The organism is Halobacillus salinarum, assembly GCF_022919095.1.
In the GTDB taxonomy this organism is placed as follows: Bacteria; Bacillota; Bacilli; order Bacillales; family Halobacillaceae; genus Halobacillus_B; species Halobacillus_B salinarum.
On the sequence record NZ_CP095073.1, the window covers coordinates 78,065 to 95,958 of the forward strand.

Annotated in this window: 12 protein-coding genes and 1 pseudogene; 9 read left to right on the forward strand and 4 right to left on the reverse strand. The window is 44.4% G+C overall.

Annotation, left to right across the window (positions count from 1 at the left end; genetic code table 11):
• The first annotated feature begins 79 nt into the window (after nt 1-79).
• From MUN89_RS00410 to metH, 4 genes are read left to right on the forward strand one after another with little or no spacing between them, the layout of a single operon-like run.
• On the forward strand, nt 80-1,201 hold the full coding sequence (locus tag MUN89_RS00410) for a methionine biosynthesis PLP-dependent protein (RefSeq protein WP_244710501.1): 1,122 nt from the start codon (nt 80-82) through the stop codon (nt 1,199-1,201).
• The gene (gene metC, locus MUN89_RS00415; RefSeq protein ID WP_244710503.1) at nt 1,198-2,385 is read left to right on the forward strand and encodes a cystathionine beta-lyase; all 1,188 of its coding nucleotides are present in this window, start codon (nt 1,198-1,200) and stop codon (nt 2,383-2,385) included. Before MUN89_RS00410 ends, metC begins: the two co-directional genes overlap by 4 nt.
• A 4-nt stretch (nt 2,386-2,389) precedes the next feature.
• Nucleotides 2,390-4,252: a bifunctional homocysteine S-methyltransferase/methylenetetrahydrofolate reductase gene (locus MUN89_RS00420; protein WP_244710505.1), complete on the forward strand. Its 1,863-nt coding sequence runs from the start codon at nt 2,390-2,392 to the stop codon at nt 4,250-4,252.
• Nucleotides 4,233-7,685 carry a methionine synthase gene (metH, locus tag MUN89_RS00425; RefSeq protein WP_244710507.1) on the forward strand — a complete coding sequence of 1,151 codons (3,453 nt, stop codon included), beginning with the start codon at nt 4,233-4,235 and terminating at the stop codon, nt 7,683-7,685. Before MUN89_RS00420 ends, metH begins: the two co-directional genes overlap by 20 nt.
• A 354-nt stretch (nt 7,686-8,039) precedes the next feature.
• On the opposite strand, the gene MUN89_RS00430 is transcribed toward metH, so the two are convergent.
• Together MUN89_RS00430 and MUN89_RS00435 are read right to left on the reverse strand one after the other, a co-directional pair.
• Entirely contained in the window at nt 8,040-8,567 is a 528-nt protein-coding gene (locus tag MUN89_RS00430) for a GNAT family N-acetyltransferase (protein WP_244710508.1), read from the reverse strand.
• Between the two features lie 311 nt (nt 8,568-8,878).
• On the reverse strand, nt 8,879-9,103 hold the full coding sequence (locus MUN89_RS00435; protein ID WP_244710510.1) for a DUF3892 domain-containing protein: 225 nt from the start codon (nt 9,101-9,103) through the stop codon (nt 8,879-8,881).
• Between the two features lie 145 nt (nt 9,104-9,248).
• Here MUN89_RS00435 and MUN89_RS00440 point away from each other — a divergent pair, with 145 nt between their 5' ends.
• Nucleotides 9,249-9,842 carry a biotin transporter BioY gene (locus MUN89_RS00440; RefSeq protein ID WP_396266068.1) on the forward strand — a complete coding sequence of 198 codons (594 nt, stop codon included), beginning with the start codon at nt 9,249-9,251 and terminating at the stop codon, nt 9,840-9,842.
• 17 nt (nt 9,843-9,859) lie between these two features.
• Entirely contained in the window at nt 9,860-10,840 is a 981-nt protein-coding gene (gene bioB / locus MUN89_RS00445) for a biotin synthase BioB (RefSeq protein WP_244710512.1), read from the forward strand.
• Between the two features lie 79 nt (nt 10,841-10,919).
• On the opposite strand, the gene MUN89_RS00450 is transcribed toward bioB, so the two are convergent.
• The gene (locus MUN89_RS00450; RefSeq protein WP_244710513.1) at nt 10,920-11,903 is read right to left on the reverse strand and encodes an NAD(P)/FAD-dependent oxidoreductase; all 984 of its coding nucleotides are present in this window, start codon (nt 11,901-11,903) and stop codon (nt 10,920-10,922) included.
• A 250-nt stretch (nt 11,904-12,153) separates the two neighbouring features.
• Between MUN89_RS00450 and MUN89_RS00455 the strand changes: the two genes are divergently transcribed.
• The 3 genes and pseudogenes from MUN89_RS00455 (at nt 12,154) to MUN89_RS00465 (ending at nt 17,330) form a co-directional block, all read left to right on the forward strand.
• Complete coding sequence (locus tag MUN89_RS00455) at nt 12,154-12,690, forward strand: DUF6241 domain-containing protein (protein WP_244710515.1); 537 nt, start codon at nt 12,154-12,156, stop codon at nt 12,688-12,690.
• A 174-nt stretch (nt 12,691-12,864) separates the two neighbouring features.
• Nucleotides 12,865-15,681 carry an EAL domain-containing protein gene (locus MUN89_RS00460; RefSeq protein ID WP_244710517.1) on the forward strand — a complete coding sequence of 939 codons (2,817 nt, stop codon included), beginning with the start codon at nt 12,865-12,867 and terminating at the stop codon, nt 15,679-15,681.
• Between the two features lie 15 nt (nt 15,682-15,696).
• Nucleotides 15,697-17,330, forward strand: a pseudogene (locus tag MUN89_RS00465) (thiamine pyrophosphate-binding protein).
• Between the two features lie 36 nt (nt 17,331-17,366).
• On the opposite strand, the gene MUN89_RS00470 reads toward MUN89_RS00465, so the two are convergent.
• Nucleotides 17,367-17,888, reverse strand: a complete 522-nt coding sequence (locus MUN89_RS00470; RefSeq protein WP_244710519.1) for an RNA polymerase sigma factor — start codon at nt 17,886-17,888, stop codon at nt 17,367-17,369.
• Nucleotides 17,889-17,894 lie beyond the last annotated feature (6 nt).

The following is a 17,894-nucleotide window of genomic DNA, read 5'->3' on the forward strand; positions in this document are numbered from 1 at the left end:
GAAGGACCCTTACATTCCAAAGTCTTCTTCTTATAGAAGGCTTTTTTTATTTTTATAAAATCACTAAAGGAGAATGATCATGACTACCCCTCATACAGAAACGCAATTTGTGCATACAGGAAAAAATAATGGGGATCCATCGGGTTCCATCAATGCACCCGTACATTTTTCTACTCCCTATCAGCATAAGGGCATCGGAGAATCGACCGGCTTTGACTATGCAAGAACCGGCAACCCGACGCGTGCGATTCTGGAGCGAACGATGGCAGAAATTGAAGGCGGCGATGCAGGCTATGCGTTCAGTTCAGGTATGGCAGCTATCCAAACGGTTGTTTCCCTATTTACTTATCAAGATGAAATTCTCGTTTCGGAGGATTTGTATGGAGGAACCTATCGATTGTTTGAACACGTCCGCAAGCAGTCGGGGGTCAATTTTCGTTACTGTGGGAGCGACAACTTAGGGGCATTGGAAGAACAGATCACGGATAAAACAAAAGCCATTTACGTGGAAACCCCAACTAACCCTTTAATGCACGTCGCTGACATTCCCAGCATTTCAAAAATCTCTAAAAAGCATAACCTGCTGCTTATCGTTGATAACACCCTTTTTACCCCTTATATCCAAAAACCTTTACAGGAAGGGGCAGACATCGTCATCCACAGTGCGACCAAATACCTTGGCGGTCATAATGACGTCTTAGCCGGGCTGGTTATCGGCAAAGGCAAAGAGCTATGCGAACAGCTGGGCAGCTATCAAAATACTGCCGGTGCCGTATTATCCCCGTTTGATTCGTGGCTTTTGATGAGAGGGATGAAAACACTGGCCTTAAGGATGCGCCAACATGAAGAGAATGCTAAAGCAGTCGTTGAATTTTTGCAGAACCACCGTGCAGTTACCCACGTCCTCTACCCGGGCCGTGGTGGAATGGTTTCATTCAGACTCGAATCTGAACACTGTGTGGATCCTTTTCTCAGAAGTCTTAAAGTGATTACGTTTGCGGAGAGCTTAGGAGGAGTCGAAAGCTTTATTACCTATCCTGCTACACAGACCCACGCGGATATACCAGAAGAAAAGCGCACGAGCTACGGAGTCTGCAACCGACTGCTTCGTTTTTCCGTAGGAGTCGAGCATATTGACGACTTACTTGGAGATCTCAATCAGGCATTAACTCAATTGGTAAAGGAGGAACTTATCCAATGACGGAACAACATTCATTTCAAACACGTCTTTTGCACAGTAAGCACAAATTCGATCCAGAAACGGGGGCGGTCAGCGTCCCGATTCAGCAGGCGTCTACGTTCCACCAGCAGGACTTTGACCAACCTGGCAAATATGACTACAGCCGGTCCGGAAATCCGACGCGCGAGGCGCTAGAAGAAACGATTGCAAGTCTCGAGGGAGGCTCTTACGGTTTTGCTTTCGCTTCGGGGATGGCAGCTATTTCCACATCATTCATGCTGCTGTCGCAAGACGATCATGTCGTGATCTCTGAGGATGTATATGGCGGTACGTTCCGGATGATTCGAGATGTACTGACTAAGTTTGGAATCGATCACAGCTTTGTAAACATGACTGATTTGCATGCCGTGGCTACTGCTATCAAGCCGAACACAAAGGTTGTGTACATTGAGACACCATCGAACCCGTTATTAAACATTACCGATATCCGTGCGGTATCCAAGCTTGCCAAAGCTCACGGCTGCTTAACCTTTGTCGATAATACATTTATGACTCCTGCTCTGCAGAAGCCAATAGAACTCGGTGCAGATGTCGTGCTTCACAGTGCGACGAAATTTATCGCCGGCCATAGCGATGTTGTGGCCGGGCTCGCCGTCGTAAATAATGAGAGGCTTGCCGACCAGCTGGGGTTTTTACAAAATGCCTTCGGATCGATTCTTGGAGCCCATGACTGCTGGCTCGTCCTTCGAGGACTTAAAACCCTTCATTGCCGCTTGAAGCAGTCTTCTGAGTCAGCTTTTAAAATCGCATCGTATTTGACCCAGCATCCAAAAGTAGAAGAAGTGTATTATCCCGGCTTCACATCGCACCCAGGCGCTTCCACACATTCTTACCAGTCCGGAGGCCCTGGCGCTGTGTTATCCTTCAGACTGAAAGATGAAGCAGCCGTCAAAGATTTTTCCAAGCACTTGGAAATCCCGGTTTTTGCTGTAAGTCTCGGGGCAGTGGAATCGATTCTTTCCTACCCTGCCCGCATGTCCCATGCCTCTATGCCTCGCGAAGAACGCTTGAAACGTGGTATCACAGACGGCCTCCTCCGTCTTTCTGTCGGACTGGAGCAGCCGGAGGATTTAATTCGTGATTTCGAAACGGCTCTCAATCAGGTGGAAGATCTTCCACTTGCAGCCGCAAAGGTAGGTGGTTAAATCTATGAAACTAATAGATGCACTAAACGAGCGGACGTTGATCGGTGATGGAGCGATGGGAACGCTATTGTATTCTTACGGCATTGACCAATGTTTTGAAGAGCTGAACCTTTCCCATGCCAAGGAAGTACTGAATGTTCACAAAGCCTATGTTCACGCAGGTGCCGAAATTATTCAGACGAATACGTATGGAGCTAACTACGTGAAGCTTGCCCGTTATGGATTGGAAGAGCAAGTAAAGGAAATCAATACGGCTGCCATCAAGCTTGCTAAACAGGCGGCGGGAGATCAATGCTATGTTGCGGGAACTGTCGGCGGTATCCGCGGAATCCAAAAACAAACCACCTCCCTTGAAGAAATAAAGCGAAGCTTTCGTGAACAGCTCTATTGCATGCTGTTCGAACAAGTCGATGCCATCCTTTTTGAAACCTATTTTGACTTGGAAGAACTGCTTGCAGTTCTGCACATCGCCAAAAAAGAAACCGATTTGCCTGTTATTGCTCAAGTATCCATGCATGAACCTGGTGTACTCCAAGACGGAACTCCGTTAAACGAAGCTTTGGAATTAATTGAAAATAACGGTGCAGATGTCATCGGGGTAAATTGCCGCCTTGGTCCCTATCATATGATCCAGGCACTGGAGGACGTGCCCCTCCCTGATAAAGCCGTACTTTCTGCTTATCCAAATGCCAGTCTTCCGGATTATGATGACGGAAGATTAATCTACCCGACTGATCCCGAATATTTCAAAAAAAGCGCCTTGGCTTTATACGAGCAGGGAGCCCGGCTGATCGGAGGGTGCTGCGGCACAACTCCAGAACATATTGAAGCCATTGCTGCTTCCGTTAAAGGGAAAGCACCCATTCAATCTAAAACCGTGCCGGAAAAGAAAGTTCAGCCTAAAACCGAAGTCCAGGTAAAGGAGCGCAGCCCCCAACTTCATGAAATCGCAGCCGAACGACGTGCGATTATAGTGGAATTAGATCCGCCGAAGCGGCTTCGCACCGAGCGTTTCTTTGAAGGAGCAAAAGCGTTAAAAGAAGCCGGTGTGGACTCGGTTACGCTTGCCGATAATTCGCTTGCCTCCCCAAGAATCAGCAACACGGCAGCCGCTACACTCATCCATAATAAATTTAACATCAATCCGCTCGTTCACATTTCCTGCCGGGACAGAAATTTAATCGGACTTCAATCCCACTTGATGGGTCTGCATACACTCGGAATCAATGAAGTGCTGGCAGTAACCGGGGACCCTACGAAGATTGGCGATTTTCCAGGGGCAACTTCTGTCTATGACCTATCTTCCTTCGATTTAATCTATTACATTAAGCAGCTTAACAAAGGGATTTCCTTTTCCGGTAAACCTTTAGGAGAAAACACGTCGTTTTCTGTTGCGGGTGCGTTCAACCCAAACGTTCGCAATTTAAACAGAGCAGTCGGACGAATTGAAAAGAAAATCAAATACGGAGCCGATTATTTTATCAGTCAGCCCGTTTACAGTGAAAAACAAATACTCGAAGTCTATGATGCTACCAAACATATAAAAGCCCCCATTTACCTTGGAGTTATGCCATTGACGAGTGCCCGGAATGCAGAATTTCTTCATAATGAAGTCCCTGGTATCAGTCTGTCCCCTGAAATTCGCGAGCGAATGGAACTGTACAGCCATGACTCTGAGTTATCGCAGAAAGAAGGGATTGCGATCGCCAAATCCCTCATTGATGCAGCCCTTGATTTATTTAACGGGATCTACTTAATCACTCCTTTTCTCCGCTACGAGATGACGGTGGAACTGACAAACTACATTCAACAAAAAACAAAGGAACAGCAAGAAAGGAAGACAGCGAATGGCATCCACATTGTTTAACCAACAGCTGGAAAATAAAATTATGGTGCTTGATGGAGCAATGGGTACGATGCTTCAGCAGGCAGATCTTTCCCCTGAAGACTTTGGAGGAGAAGAATATGATGGGTGTAATGAATATTTAAATCTCACCTATCCGAGTCTGCTTGACTCGATTCACGCGGCTTACCTTGAAGCCGGATCAGATATTATTGAAACGAATACATTCGGGGCTACGAATTTGGTTCTTGATGAATATAACCTCGGGCATTTAGCTGAAAAAATTAATAAAAAAGCAGCTGAAATTGCAAAGCTCGCCGCTAACCGTTATTCCACTCCCGAAAAGCCCCGCTTCGTTGCTGGTGCCATGGGCCCAACAACGAAAACACTCTCCGTAACTGGCGGCACGACCTTTGAAGCGTTAAGTGAAGCCTACGAGGAACAGGCACGAGGCTTAATTGCCGGCGGTGTCGACCTGCTGTTACTGGAAACGTCACAGGATATGTTAAATGTAAAAGCCGCTTACGTCGGCATAACCCGGGCGTTTAATACAACAGGAACGAAGCTTCCGCTTATGGTTTCAGGAACAATTGAGCCGATGGGTACGACGCTTGCCGGGCAAAGCATCGAAGCGTTTTATTTGTCCCTTGAACACATGAATCCCACCGTAGTGGGGTTAAACTGCGCGACTGGCCCGGAATTTATGCGTGACCATTTGCGCTCCCTCTCCAATCTTGCTACGACCTCGGTCAGCTGTTATCCGAACGCAGGGCTGCCGGATGAGGAAGGCAATTATCACGAAACCCCGGCCTCGCTTGCGGAAAAGATCGCCGGGTTCGCTGAGAAAGGATGGTTGAATGTAGTCGGGGGCTGCTGTGGCACTACCCCGGCACATATTGAAGCCATTGCGGCAGCGGTGCGCGGAGGTGCTCCAAGACAAGCGCCTGCTTCTCATCCACATGCCATTTCAGGGATTGAACCATTTATTGATGAGGATAAAAGCAACCGTCCGATTCTCGTTGGCGAAAGAACTAACGTGATTGGATCAAGAAAGTTTAAGCGCCTGATTGCAGAAGAGAAATTCGAAGAAGCCTCCGAAGTAGCCAGGGCCCAGGTGAAAAAGGGTGCCCAAGTAATCGATATTTGTCTCGCTGACCCGGACCGCGAGGAACAGCAGGATATGGAAGCTTTTATGAAGCAAGTGATCAATAAAGTAAAGGTTCCACTAGTTATCGATTCTACCGATGTAGAAGTACTGAGAACGGCCCTTATTTATTCCCAAGGAAAAGTCATCATTAACTCCATCAATCTTGAAGATGGGGAGGAACGATTTAAAGAAGTTCTTCCCCTTGTGCAGCAATTCGGAGCAGCTGTCGTCGTCGGTACCATTGACGAAACGGGCATGGCCGTAACCGCAGAGCGAAAGCTTGAGATCGCTGAACGCTCCCGGGACCTGCTCGTGAACGAATACGGCTTGAATCCTTCTGATATTATCTTTGACCCACTCGTTTTTCCAATAGGAACGGGAGATGAACAATATATAGGTTCTGCCGAAGCTACCGTCGAAGGCATCCGCTTGATTAAAGAAGCCATGCCTGAGTGCCAGACGATCCTCGGAATCAGCAATGTTTCCTTCGGTTTACCTCCTGTTGGAAGAGAAGTGTTAAATGCTGTTTACCTTTACCATTGCACAAAAGCAGGCTTGGACTACGCGATTGTTAATACAGAAAAGCTCGAGCGCTACGCCTCTATTCCTAAAGACGAAATCCAACTGGCCGACGATTTACTATTTCGAACGACCGAAACGACGCTTGCTGATTTTACCGCCCACTATCGCGGAAAGAAAAAGGAAGTAAAGGTCCCTGCTTCAACCATGACTTTAGCTGAGCGGCTTGCCCACTACGTGGTAGAAGGGACAAAGGAAGGACTGCTCCCTGATTTAGAGGAAGCCCTCAAACAGTACGATACACCGCTTGCTGTCATCAATGGACCTCTAATGGACGGCATGGCGGAAGTCGGCCGACTGTTTAACGATAATCAGCTGATTGTCGCAGAAGTTCTGCAAAGTGCAGAAGTCATGAAAGCATCCGTAGCATTTCTTGAGCCTCATATGGAAAAACAGGACAATTCCAGTAAAAAAGGAAAAGTCCTGTTGGCCACCGTTAAAGGCGATGTCCACGACATAGGCAAAAACCTGGTGGAAATAATTTTAAGTAACAATGGCTTTGAAGTAGTAGATCTCGGCATTAAAGTCACCCCGTCAGACTTAATCAAACAAATCAAGGAAGAAAAACCAAATTTTATAGGCTTATCTGGATTACTCGTTAAATCTGCTCAGCAAATGGTCTTAACGGCTCAAGACTTGACCCAGCAGAAAATTTCCCTTCCTATCCTTGTCGGGGGTGCGGCGCTTTCGAGAAAATTCACCCATACGAAGATCGCTACCCAGTATGAAGGACCGGTTTTTTATGCGAAGGACGCTATGGACGGATTATCCATTTCCAACCGCCTTAGCAGCAAAGAAGAACGAGAAATCCTGTTAAAAGAACAAACCGAGAAGCAGGCGAAGGCCCTGTCCGGCCACACGAAGCAGCAGGCAGAAAAAACAGCAACAGCTGTTGCCGAGAAACCAAAATCATCGGTATCTCAAGATGTACCTATCCATGTCCCCAACGATTTTGAACAGCATCTGATTCGAAACTATTCGATTGCGCATATTGAACCTTATATTAATCAGCAAATGTTGCTAGGACACCATCTCGGACTAAAAGGAAAAGTAACCCGCCTGTTTGAAGAAAGAAATGAAAAAGCACTGCAATTAAAAGCCGTTGTTGAAGAATTACTCACAAAAGCAAAGCAGGAAAGCTGGATTCAGCCCTCTGCACTTTACCGTTTCTTCCCAGCCCAGTCCAATGGAGACGACGTCCTGATTTATGATCCATCTGACCATCAGACCGTAATCGAACGATTTACGTTTCCTCGTCAGAATAGATCCCCTTATCTGTGCTTGGCGGATTATTTGAAACCGGTCGACAGTAAGGAAATGGACTATGTTGGTTTTTTTGCTGTCACTGCGGGCAAAGGAATCCGTCAACGTTCGGTCGAGTTAAAAGAAAACGGTGATTATTTGAAAAGTCATGCTCTGCAGGCACTGGCGCTTGAAACCGCCGAAGGACTCGCAGAACACGTTCATCAGCTGATGAGAGATAAATGGGGGTTCCCAGATTCGACAGATTTCACAATGCAGGAGCGGTTTTCAGCCAAATACCAAGGACAGCGGTATTCCTTCGGTTATCCTGCCTGTCCTGAACTTGAGGATCAAAAGAAACTGTTTTCCCTCATTGAACCTGAACAGATTGATATTGAGCTGACCGATGGGTTTATGATGGAACCGGAAGCGTCTGTAACCGCAATTGTATTCTCCCACCCGGAAGCACGTTATTTTAATGTGCAGTAAAAGAAAGGGCTGGGACGTAATTAAAAACCGGGAATGAAGGGAGAGAAATTCCAAAGCCATCGATAGGACTAAATAATCGCTTCGGAAATACACTCTGCTTTTCGCGGGCCTACAGGACGTAGCTCAGTCGATGTGGCAAAGAACGTACCACATCGAACTTCCTTGCGGAAAGAGAAATCTTCTGTCTGAGCGGCCATGCTCCAACCATCTTATAAGAAGTTGAAGTTCCACTAACCTAAAAATCCGAACGAGGGTGAAGTCTTATCGTAATAAGTTCACCTTCATTCGGATTTATATGGGCTGAAGCTCTTTTGTCCCAGCCCCTTCTTTATTCTAAGCGAAGCCATCCTCAAGCTAGGAATCCAAATATTTCTCCATGCGGATATCTCCCCACTTTTTCCCTTTCCAAAAGGTAAAGTCTTCTATATAACCGATTTCCTTGTAACCCAGTTTTTTATAAAGGCTGATCGCTTGCTTGTTAAATTCAAATACGCCTAACCCAATGCGTTTCAGCCCTTGCCTCTTAATCTGTTCTTCCAAAAATTCGATGGCTTTAAAACCAAATCCTTTCCCTCTTCCATCCGGCTCTCCAATTGTTATTCCAATCCAGGCGGTACCTGTCTCTTTTTTATAGAGCATATCTGGGTCCACCATATAATTCATTTCACCTATCAATTGCTCATCTAAATACATTAAATAAACGCGCTGATGTTCAAGCCGTCCAATCAGTTCATCTCGACTAATGTTGCTGCGCTGTTTTAACCCGGCCTCGTCTTTATATGGGTGGATCAGCGGAAGTAATGCTTCATCATTTTCCCACCTGTTAAACGCTTCGATTACGTCAGCGGCAGGTTCAATTAATGCTTTGAAATACAGTTCCATTCTATTATTCTCCCCTCTTCACCTTCTCCAAAAATGTGCTCGAAATAGAACTAAATCACATGTAATAATTCGTCGCTTACAAAAACTATGTTGATGCATCCCTCTCAAGCCTCTATTAATGAAAGATAATAGTTAGATTATGACATAGGAATACCGACAATAGTTGAAAAAATCTCTAAACTCCCGACTGTGCCACCAGCACCCCGAAAGATTTATCCCACTAACCTTGAAAGTTCTGCACTCCTTGAACTAATAAAATCATGTAAAAACCCCTTGTCATTGTTAAATGAGTACAAGGGGTTTTCTAATTTCTAAAAGCTTGGCAGATTATCCAGGTTGTTCGAGACGTCACCATCCGGATCACTCCTGAGATGCTCTTCTCCGTCTTTACCGCGAAACAAATTGACGTGGTCAAGTGCTCCTTCTCTAGCCATTTGCTGTGCTTGTTTGTAATCTACCACTTCTCCTGAAGACAGCTTCATTTCTACAATGCTGCCCTGTCCATTTTTTCTAACGGCAATAATTCTTTCCGCCAAAGCAATCGCCTCCTTTTTCTTAGTATGGAAAAAAAACCAACCTCTATGCCCCTTGTTTTTGTAAACCTAAATTATTTTAAGTTGACATTTAACAGCATTCTCTTCTATTCTTAAATAGTAAATCTTGTACAAAGGAGGAATTTATTTGAGATCCAACAATTGGACAGCTTTAGACTTAACAATCGGAAGTTTATTTGTTGCCCTCATGGCAATCGGGGCAAACATTACCTCAATCGTCCCGTTTTTAGTCATCGGAGGCGTGCCCATTACACTGCAGACCTTCTTTGCTGTGCTCGCTGGGTTAGTGCTCGGGAGCAGGCTTGGTGCTTTTTCAATGGTAGTCTACATGGTTCTGGGTCTTGCAGGAGCCCCTGTTTTTGCCCAGTTCAAAGGCGGACTTTCCATGGCACTGGCGCCGACATTTGGTTTTATTGTCTCTTTTATTATTGTCGCTTTCATCGTTGGAAAACTAGCCGAAACAAAGCGGAACACTGCTATCTATGTAACAGCTGCCATAATCGGGATGGCTGTTAATTATTTTTTCGGCACAAACTGGATGTATGCTGCTTACCGTTTCTGGTTTAATGCACCAGAAGGGTTTACCTACCAAATGGCCTGGTATTGGATGATCTTTCCCCTTCCTAAGGACTTAATCTTATCAGTTCTTGCAGGACTGCTCGGTTATCGTCTGGAAAAAAGCGTTCTTTCAAGGAGCCGTTTTAGAAAGCAGGCAGCTTAATAAGAGAGGATGGTTTCATGAATTGGAAGATAGTTGCAGAGAGAGTGCTTGCAGGGCATGAACTCGCCGATGGCGAAGCGTTGTCCGTACTCAACTGCCCGGATGAAGATTTGCTTGAACTTTTACATAGCGCTTATCAAGTCAGAAAGAAATATTATGGTAATGACGTCAAATTAAATATGATTATTAATACTAAATCTGGATTTTGTCCTGAAAATTGCGGGTATTGTGCCCAGTCCATTGATTCAAAAGCCCCTATTCCGAAGTACCGGATGATGGATAAGAAAACGATTGTAAAAGGGGCTGAAACAGCGTATCGAATGAAATCGGGAACGTATTGTATCGTAGCCAGCGGTCGTGGACCGACCAACAGAGAGTTAAACCAAGTGGTGGATGCGGTCCGAGAAATTAAAGCCAGCTATGACTTGAAAATCTGCGCCTGCCTGGGCTTATTAAAGCCGGAGCAAGCCGCCCGCCTGAAGGATGCGGGCGTCGATCGGTACAATCATAATATTAATACTTCTGAAGCTCATCATGATCACATTACAACCTCTCACACGTACGATGACCGCGTAGAAACAGTGGAATCAGCCAAATCAGCAGGGATGTCACCTTGCTCTGGTGTGATTGTGGGAATGAAGGAAACAAAACAGGACGTGATCGCAATGGCAAGAGCATTAAAAGCTATCGATGCCGATTCGATTCCTGTTAATTTTCTTCATGCCATAGATGGTACAGCTTTAGAAGGTACAGACGAACTAACTCCACTCTACTGCCTGAAGGTGTTGTGTCTCTTTAGATTGATTAACCCAACAAAAGAAATACGTATCGCAGGTGGACGGGAAGTCAACCTGCGAAGTCTGCAGCCGTTTGGGTTATACCCGGCTAATTCGATTTTTGTCGGAGACTATTTAACTACCGAAGGCCAGGAGAGTACCGCAGACCATCTAATGCTGAAAGATCTCGGGTTTAATGTTGATTATGTAACCTCACATTAATCATAGAAGACAAAAGATAAAAAACTTGCAGATATCATTCCATGTTTATCTGCAAGTTTCTTAAATTCTTATCTGTTTGCTACTTCTCAGCATGCTTATAGATCACAGTGCTGTAAACTTGAGACTTTGCTTTTGGATCAAGGTATTTCTTAATCCCATTCACCGCAGTCATTGCTTCACTAAATCCTGAAGCAATAAGCATTGTTTTATGAGGATAGACGACAGCATCACCAGCTGCAAAGATACCCGGCCGGTCCGTCCCCATGTCATTCTGAACAGGAAGCCTTCCTTTATCTGTAGTTAATCCCCACTCCCCATACAGACTCTTGTCGATTTTCAGTCCTTCATAAACGAGGATGTCATCAACATTTAGTTTTTTCCCGTTACTGATCACCACATTTTCCAACTGACCACCTCTGCCTTCTACCCGTTCCACTTTTGTCTCTTTATGAACGGTTACGGAGGACTGCTCGAGGATTTCGATATCCTGTTCATACACGGCTTTAAATTCTGAACCATGATTTATAAGATGAACGTCTTTGGCTACCTTCTCAAGTGCAAGGGCCCAGTCAATTCCTACTCGGCTGTCTGAAATCACAACAGCTCTCTTTCCCTCGTACTGGGACAGATTCTGGATTGTATAATGAATGCGCTCTTCATACGCTTTACTTCCTTCTACCGCCAAAGGCTGCATTTCAAAGGTCCCAAGCCCCGAAGCTATCAGGACCGACTTACTATAATGCTTCTGACCTCCACTGCTCTTTAATAAAAATGTTCCATCCGTGTTTGTAACGATCGATTCTATTTTCTCCCCAGTGACGAATTCCGGCTGGACGCTTACGGCTTGTTCTTCTACTCCGGCTACCAGATCTTCACCGGTTACACCGAAAAATCCTCCTACATCATATATCGCCTTTTCCGGGTAGAAGAAGGACACTTTTCCTCCCGTTTGAGGCTGATATTCAATCACTTTTGTCTTTAAATCCCGCATTCCACAATAAAAAGCTGCATACAGACCTGTTGTTCCTGCACCGATAATCGTCACATCGTAAAGATCAGTCATACACCTTACTCCCTTTTCTATTTATTACTCTATCTATCTATTTAATCATCTGCCATATTGAGAATCATTATCACCACCAAGTATATCCTCCCAGCTGAATATATTCAACTCGTGTTTTCTTGATAAGTTTCCCGCTTACTTTGGCGAAATTTTTGTTCTGAAAATTCTACCAATTAAGCAAATGATTCCTAGTTACTATGGTATAATTTGTATAGCTTATAAAGAATTCTGATTAGGAAAGGAAGATCAGATGAAAAAGAATTGGCCTATATTTCTAGCATCTCTTCTCCTCCTTCTTGGAGGTATATGGGCAGGCTATGAATATTGGCTGGCTGAGAACGCCGGCAGGACTGTAAGCGGAAAACAGCTGAATCAAAACGAAAAGAGCACCGGCGGCCTAATTTCAGACCAGCAGCTTGCTGTCTATGAAAGCCAAGGACTGAATCCTTTTGGCGAATCAACAGCTAAGCAAAAGATGACCGATGCTAAATATCAGGAATATATCCATGGTATGGCCCACCAAAAAGTGCAGGCAAAGGAAAAGTGGGGTTTTTATCAAATTCACCCGAAACGAATTGAATGGCTTCTTGCCGGCCTCGATGAAGTGGATTTATCCCATGAGGACGTTTACCGAAGAATTTTAACAAAATGGAAGCACGGGGATTTCTCTACAGCAGATAAAGACCACAATGCCATTTGGAAGCTTCAGGGAGGAACGATCGGAAAAGCCACCGATGTGTTTACACTAAAAGAAGAAAAAGAATATATGAATAAGATAAGCGAGTAAGCCTCCTGAAGGCAGACTCGCTTTTTGTTTTTTTCTATAAAAATCCATTATTTCCTATATATGTATACAATGTGACTAATAACCCATTTTTTCGATTAATTACTAATATAAAAGAAGGAACTATAAGAAAAAAGTCGAACATTATCCATTAGTAAACATTATGGAGGTTATGCGATGGCTGATCAACAATCCAGGTATTCACGTCTCGCCCAAATCACGGAGCTCATCAACACGAAACTCGATTTGCATGAAGTATTGGAGCATGTCGTTACTGCCATTTCTGAAGAGATTGTGCAATGTGATTCTGTAGGGATCTATTTACCTCAGGAAGATGGAACGTATAAAGGCTATGTAGGCAAACCTGCATTAATTAACGGAATGACACTGGACATGCACATCGTCGATCCTGATCATGATCTGCTCGCCAAAGAAGTAATTGAAACCGGAGAAGCGATTTACATACCAGACACTTCCAAAGATGATCGGCCTGACAGGAGAGCCATCGATGCTTTTAAGATTAATTCTTTACTGGTGCTTCCTATCTCCCACGATGAAGACCACTATGGGTTAGTGTTTTTATTTGATTATGGTATTCCTATGAACTTAACTGCATCAGAGATCGAATCGGTTAAGGCTTATGTGAACATGGCTGCGGTGGCCATAAGAAACGCCAAGAACTTGACGAGGAAAGAAGATTTAATTTCGGAGAAACAATTGCTGCTTAATGTGACCCGGGAGCTTTCGCTGTGCTCGAATTTAAAGGAAGCCCTCGAATGCTGTTTTTCCTATTTAGGAAAAGTGTTGAAAAACTCCAATATCGGTGCCCACTTCGTTGACCCGCTTGCAGAAAGGCAAATTCAGCCTGCCAGTTTAAGTAAAGACAGTGATTGGACAGAAGAAGATTGGAAAAAAACGCACAGCCGCTTAAAAGTAGACCATACGAAGGATCTTGTTTTTAAAGAAGTAATTAGTACGCGGAAGTCAATATTTATTCCAGACACTTTTGCTGACCCTCGTCCTAACCATGAAGCATGCCGGCAGTTTGGTATTAAAGGACTATATATGATCCCTCTCATTGCCATGGGTGAAGTGCTCGGAACCATCGCAATAGTGAACTTGATTGAAAAAAACCAGACGTATCCGAATTCCTCGATGCAGTTGGCGGAATCAATCGTAGATGCCACTGCTCCGGTGCTGTCAAATTTAATTTATATGGAAAAACAAGAACTGATTATTAGTGACCGGACTTCCCAGCTGACCAAAAAAAACGCGGAGCTTGAGCAGGTAGTAAAAGAAATTAAAAAGCTGAGCCGTGAAAAGGAGCTGATCTTGAACTCCGCAGGTGAAGGAATCTTCGGTCTTGACCTGGACGGTAACATCACCTTTTGCAACCCTTCCGCCATTTCGATTCTCGGCTATAAGAATCAGGAAGAACTGATTGGAGAATCCTACCAAAACATCTTTGACTGGCGTTTTTCTGAGAAGCAGGATTATTCAAAATCCTTACCTAAGAACTTTAAAATTCAACGAAACCACGATCATTCGGACGAGTTTTTCTTTAAAAAAGACCGAAGCAGTTTTCCAGTGGAGTACGTCATTACGCCCCAAAAGCTGAACGAAGATATCGTGGGCTACGTTGTCACATTTAAGGATGTAAGCTCGCGTAAACAAATGGAAGAAAAAATTAAATACCATGCCTACTATGATAGTGTAACCAACATCCCGAACCGCGTGCTGTTCCACGACCGTCTCAGCCAGGCACTGACGTACGCTGAGCTTCATGGAAGCTCCTTGAGCGTCCTCTTCCTGGACTTGGACCGTTTCAAAAAAATTAACGATACGTTTGGTCATGGATTTGGAGACATCGTACTCAAAAAAGTCGCAGACCGCCTTGAATCTGCTATTCCTAAAGAAGCTACTGTTTCCCGGCAAGGAGGCGATGAATTTATCATTCTACTTCCACGCGTGAAAGATAAAGATGAAGCCATTTTATGCGCTGAAGATGTCCTGAATTCCTTCTCTACTCCCTTTTCCATCCAAGGGCAGGAAATCGCGATCAAAACAAGTATCGGCATCAGTGTATTTCCAGAAAACGGGGTCACTGCCGATTTGTTGATTAAAAACGCCGATGTAGCTATGTACAAAGCTAAAGAACAGACAGGCAACAAATATCAACTGTACAGTCCTGATATTGAAGACCGTTCCCTGGAAAGCCTTCAGTTGGAGAATGACCTGTTTAAAGCCCTCGACCAGGAAGAATTTGTGCTTTATTATCAGCCTAAAGTGAACACTCAAACGAATGATATTACCGGTGTCGAAGCATTAATCCGCTGGAATCACCCTAAACGTGGACTGCTCGCTCCTTCTGAATTTATCCCGCTCGCGGAAGAGACCGGATTGATTCTGGCTATTGGAGAATGGGTCATTAAGCAAGCCTGCCTGCAAATGAGAAAGTGGCATGATCAGGGTTATACGTGGCTGGAGGTTTCCGTAAACCTGTCGCCGCAACAATTTAATGAAGAGAACCTCCCTTACAAAATAGAGAAGATCATTGCGGAAACTGAACTTCCTCCTCAGTTTCTTGAGCTCGAATTGACGGAAAATCTTATCATTCACAATACAGATAAGACGCTTGCTACAATCCAGCAATTGAAAAGGCTGGGGATTAAAATATCTATCGATGATTTCGGCACAGGCTATTCTTCACTTGGCTACCTAAAAGACTTTCCAGTGGATACATTAAAGATCGATAAATCCTTCATCGATGATATTACGACCAACTCAAATAACGCGGCCATCACCAATACGATCATCACCCTGGCCAAAAGTTTAAACCTTCACGTCATCGCCGAAGGTGTGGAAACGAAAGACCAGGTGGACTTTCTTTCCAAACATGGCTGCCTGTTGATTCAAGGATATTTTTTCAGTAAGCCTGTCAAAGCCTCTCAGTTTCTCAACCAGTACTTACTCTTAACAAAAAACTACCAATAAAGGAGAAATGAATGTATGAAATCAGTACGTGCGGTATTGGATTATTTTAAGACTGGCGGCGTCGAATATATTTTCGGCATTCCGGCTGGTTCCGTGAATGCTTTTTTTGATGAGCTTTATGATACTCCATCGATCACCCCTGTTATTGCAAAACATGAAGGGGGTGCTTCGTACATGGCAGCCGCTTATGCGAAGTATTCAAACTCTCTTAGTATCTGTATTGCAAGCAGCGGACCTGGGGGGACCAACCTGATTACAGGAGCTGCCAATGCTATGAGAGAACACTTACCTATCCTGTTTCTAACTGGTGCCGTGCCTATGGAAACAGTTGGATTAAACGCTTCGCAGGAGCTTGATGCCTCCCCCGTCTATGAGCCTGTGACGAAATACAGCAAACGTGTAGAAAAGGCAGAAGATTTATTGCCGGAGATTCATAAAGCTGTTCAAATAGCGTTAAGTGGAGTCCCGGGCCCTGTTCATATTGCGATGCCGATCGATATACAGCTATCAGATATACCTGAACCTGTTCTTCCTCAATTTCCTGTCCGAACGCCGCTTATTGCAGAAGATAAAGAAATACAGCGAGCCGTACAAAAAATTTCTACGATTACCAAAGGGTACATTTTTGCTGGTCAAGGTGTACGAGGAGCGGTGGAGGATGTCATTCAGCTGGCCGAATTGCTTGACTGGCCGATTGTCTGCTCTCCACAAGCTAAAGGCTTGTTTAAAGAGGATCATCCGCTGTTTAAAGGTATTTTCGGATTTGCAGGTCACGAATCAGCCTCTCAATTAGTAAATGAAGGCGATCGTCAAGCTGTATTAATCATCGGTTCCAGTTTAGGAGAGACTGCGACCAATAACTACAATGCTAATATAAATAAAGATAAATTTACGATCCACATTGATTTCGATAAAAGTGTTTTCAATCGAAAATACCCGGTGGATATCGCCATTCACGGAGATGCAAGTGTCAGTGTAACCGCACTTTTAGCAGGGTTGAAACGGTTAGGTTTTGTGGATCAGGAATTTACTATTAAGAAACAACCCCCCTTCAGCCACCGGAAGAGTTCAATACACAGAACGTTCTGGCAGCCCTTCAGGAATGTCTGCCTCCATCGACCAGATACGCGGTGGATATTGGGGAGTTCATGTCCTATGTTGTGCATCACATGAAAGTAAAAACGACGGACAGCTTTGACATTAACGTCCATTTTGGAGCCATGGGAAGCGGTATTGGCAGTGCGATTGGAGCGAAACTGGCTGATCCTTACCGTCCGACAGTCAGCATTACTGGTGACGGATGTTTCTTTATGCACGGGATGGAACTGTTAACAGCTAAGGAATATGAAATTCCAGTATTAGTTATCGTCATGAATAACGCAAGACTTGGCATGGTTCATCACGGACACGCCCTTCAATATAAGCGGGTCCACAACCGGTTTTCACAGGAGCCGGTAGACATTTCAGTCATGGCATCCTCCATGGGCATCCCTAGTGCAAGGGTTGACGATCTGACAGATTTAACGCCTGAAACGCTGGAAAAATTATTAGCAGCCGATGGTCCTGCTGTCCTTGAGATTGCACTTGTCGATGACAACGTTCCTCCTATGGGAGATCGCGTTAAATTTCTTTCTTCCTTTGGAAAATAGTCAGCAAAAAGACCGCTCCACATGTGGAGCGGTCTTTTATGCTGTCTGGTCTCCTACGACCTCCAATACTTTTTCTTTCATGACGTGTCTCGCTCGATATAACCGAGATTTTACACAGGAATCAGATAATTGGAGCTTAGAAGCAATTTCTTTCTCTTGTAGCTCATTGTAATATTTCAATTGAAAAACTTTTTTGAGCTTCGGCGAAAGTGTATTGACCTTCGTTTTTATTCCTTCGTTCAGATCATTCACTTCCAGCTGTTTTTCTACCGTGGAACTTTCTGCCCTTTTTTCGAACGGCAAAATCTCTTCCTCGATCGGCAGCAGTGTCACCTTTTTTTCTTTTCTTAAAAAATCAATCGCGGTTCTTTTAGTAATTGTCACAAGCCAGGCTTGTACCTTCTTGTTATCTTCAATTCTATGAAGTTTTTGATAGGCTTTTAAAAAAGCCTCCTGTAGCACATCCTCCGCAATCCCATGATCTTTTGTGACACTTATTGCCGCTTGAAACACACGAGCGTAATACGTTTCATATATGTCTTCAAAGCTCAAGTTCACTTTGCA

Coding starts and splice junctions, on each gene's coding strand:
- MUN89_RS00455 (WP_244710515.1), top strand. CDS start 12,154: ATGAAAAAGAATTGGCCTATATTTCTAGCATCTCTTCTCCTCCTTCTT.
- MUN89_RS00420 (WP_244710505.1), top strand. CDS start 2,390: ATGAAACTAATAGATGCACTAAACGAGCGGACGTTGATCGGTGATGGA.
- MUN89_RS00450 (WP_244710513.1), bottom strand. CDS start 11,903: ATGACTGATCTTTACGATGTGACGATTATCGGTGCAGGAACAACAGGT.
- metC (WP_244710503.1), top strand. CDS start 1,198: ATGACGGAACAACATTCATTTCAAACACGTCTTTTGCACAGTAAGCAC.
- metH (WP_244710507.1), top strand. CDS start 4,233: ATGGCATCCACATTGTTTAACCAACAGCTGGAAAATAAAATTATGGTG.
- MUN89_RS00430 (WP_244710508.1), bottom strand. CDS start 8,567: ATGGAACTGTATTTCAAAGCATTAATTGAACCTGCCGCTGACGTAATC.
- MUN89_RS00460 (WP_244710517.1), top strand. CDS start 12,865: ATGGCTGATCAACAATCCAGGTATTCACGTCTCGCCCAAATCACGGAG.
- bioB (WP_244710512.1), top strand. CDS start 9,860: ATGAATTGGAAGATAGTTGCAGAGAGAGTGCTTGCAGGGCATGAACTC.
- MUN89_RS00410 (WP_244710501.1), top strand. CDS start 80: ATGACTACCCCTCATACAGAAACGCAATTTGTGCATACAGGAAAAAAT.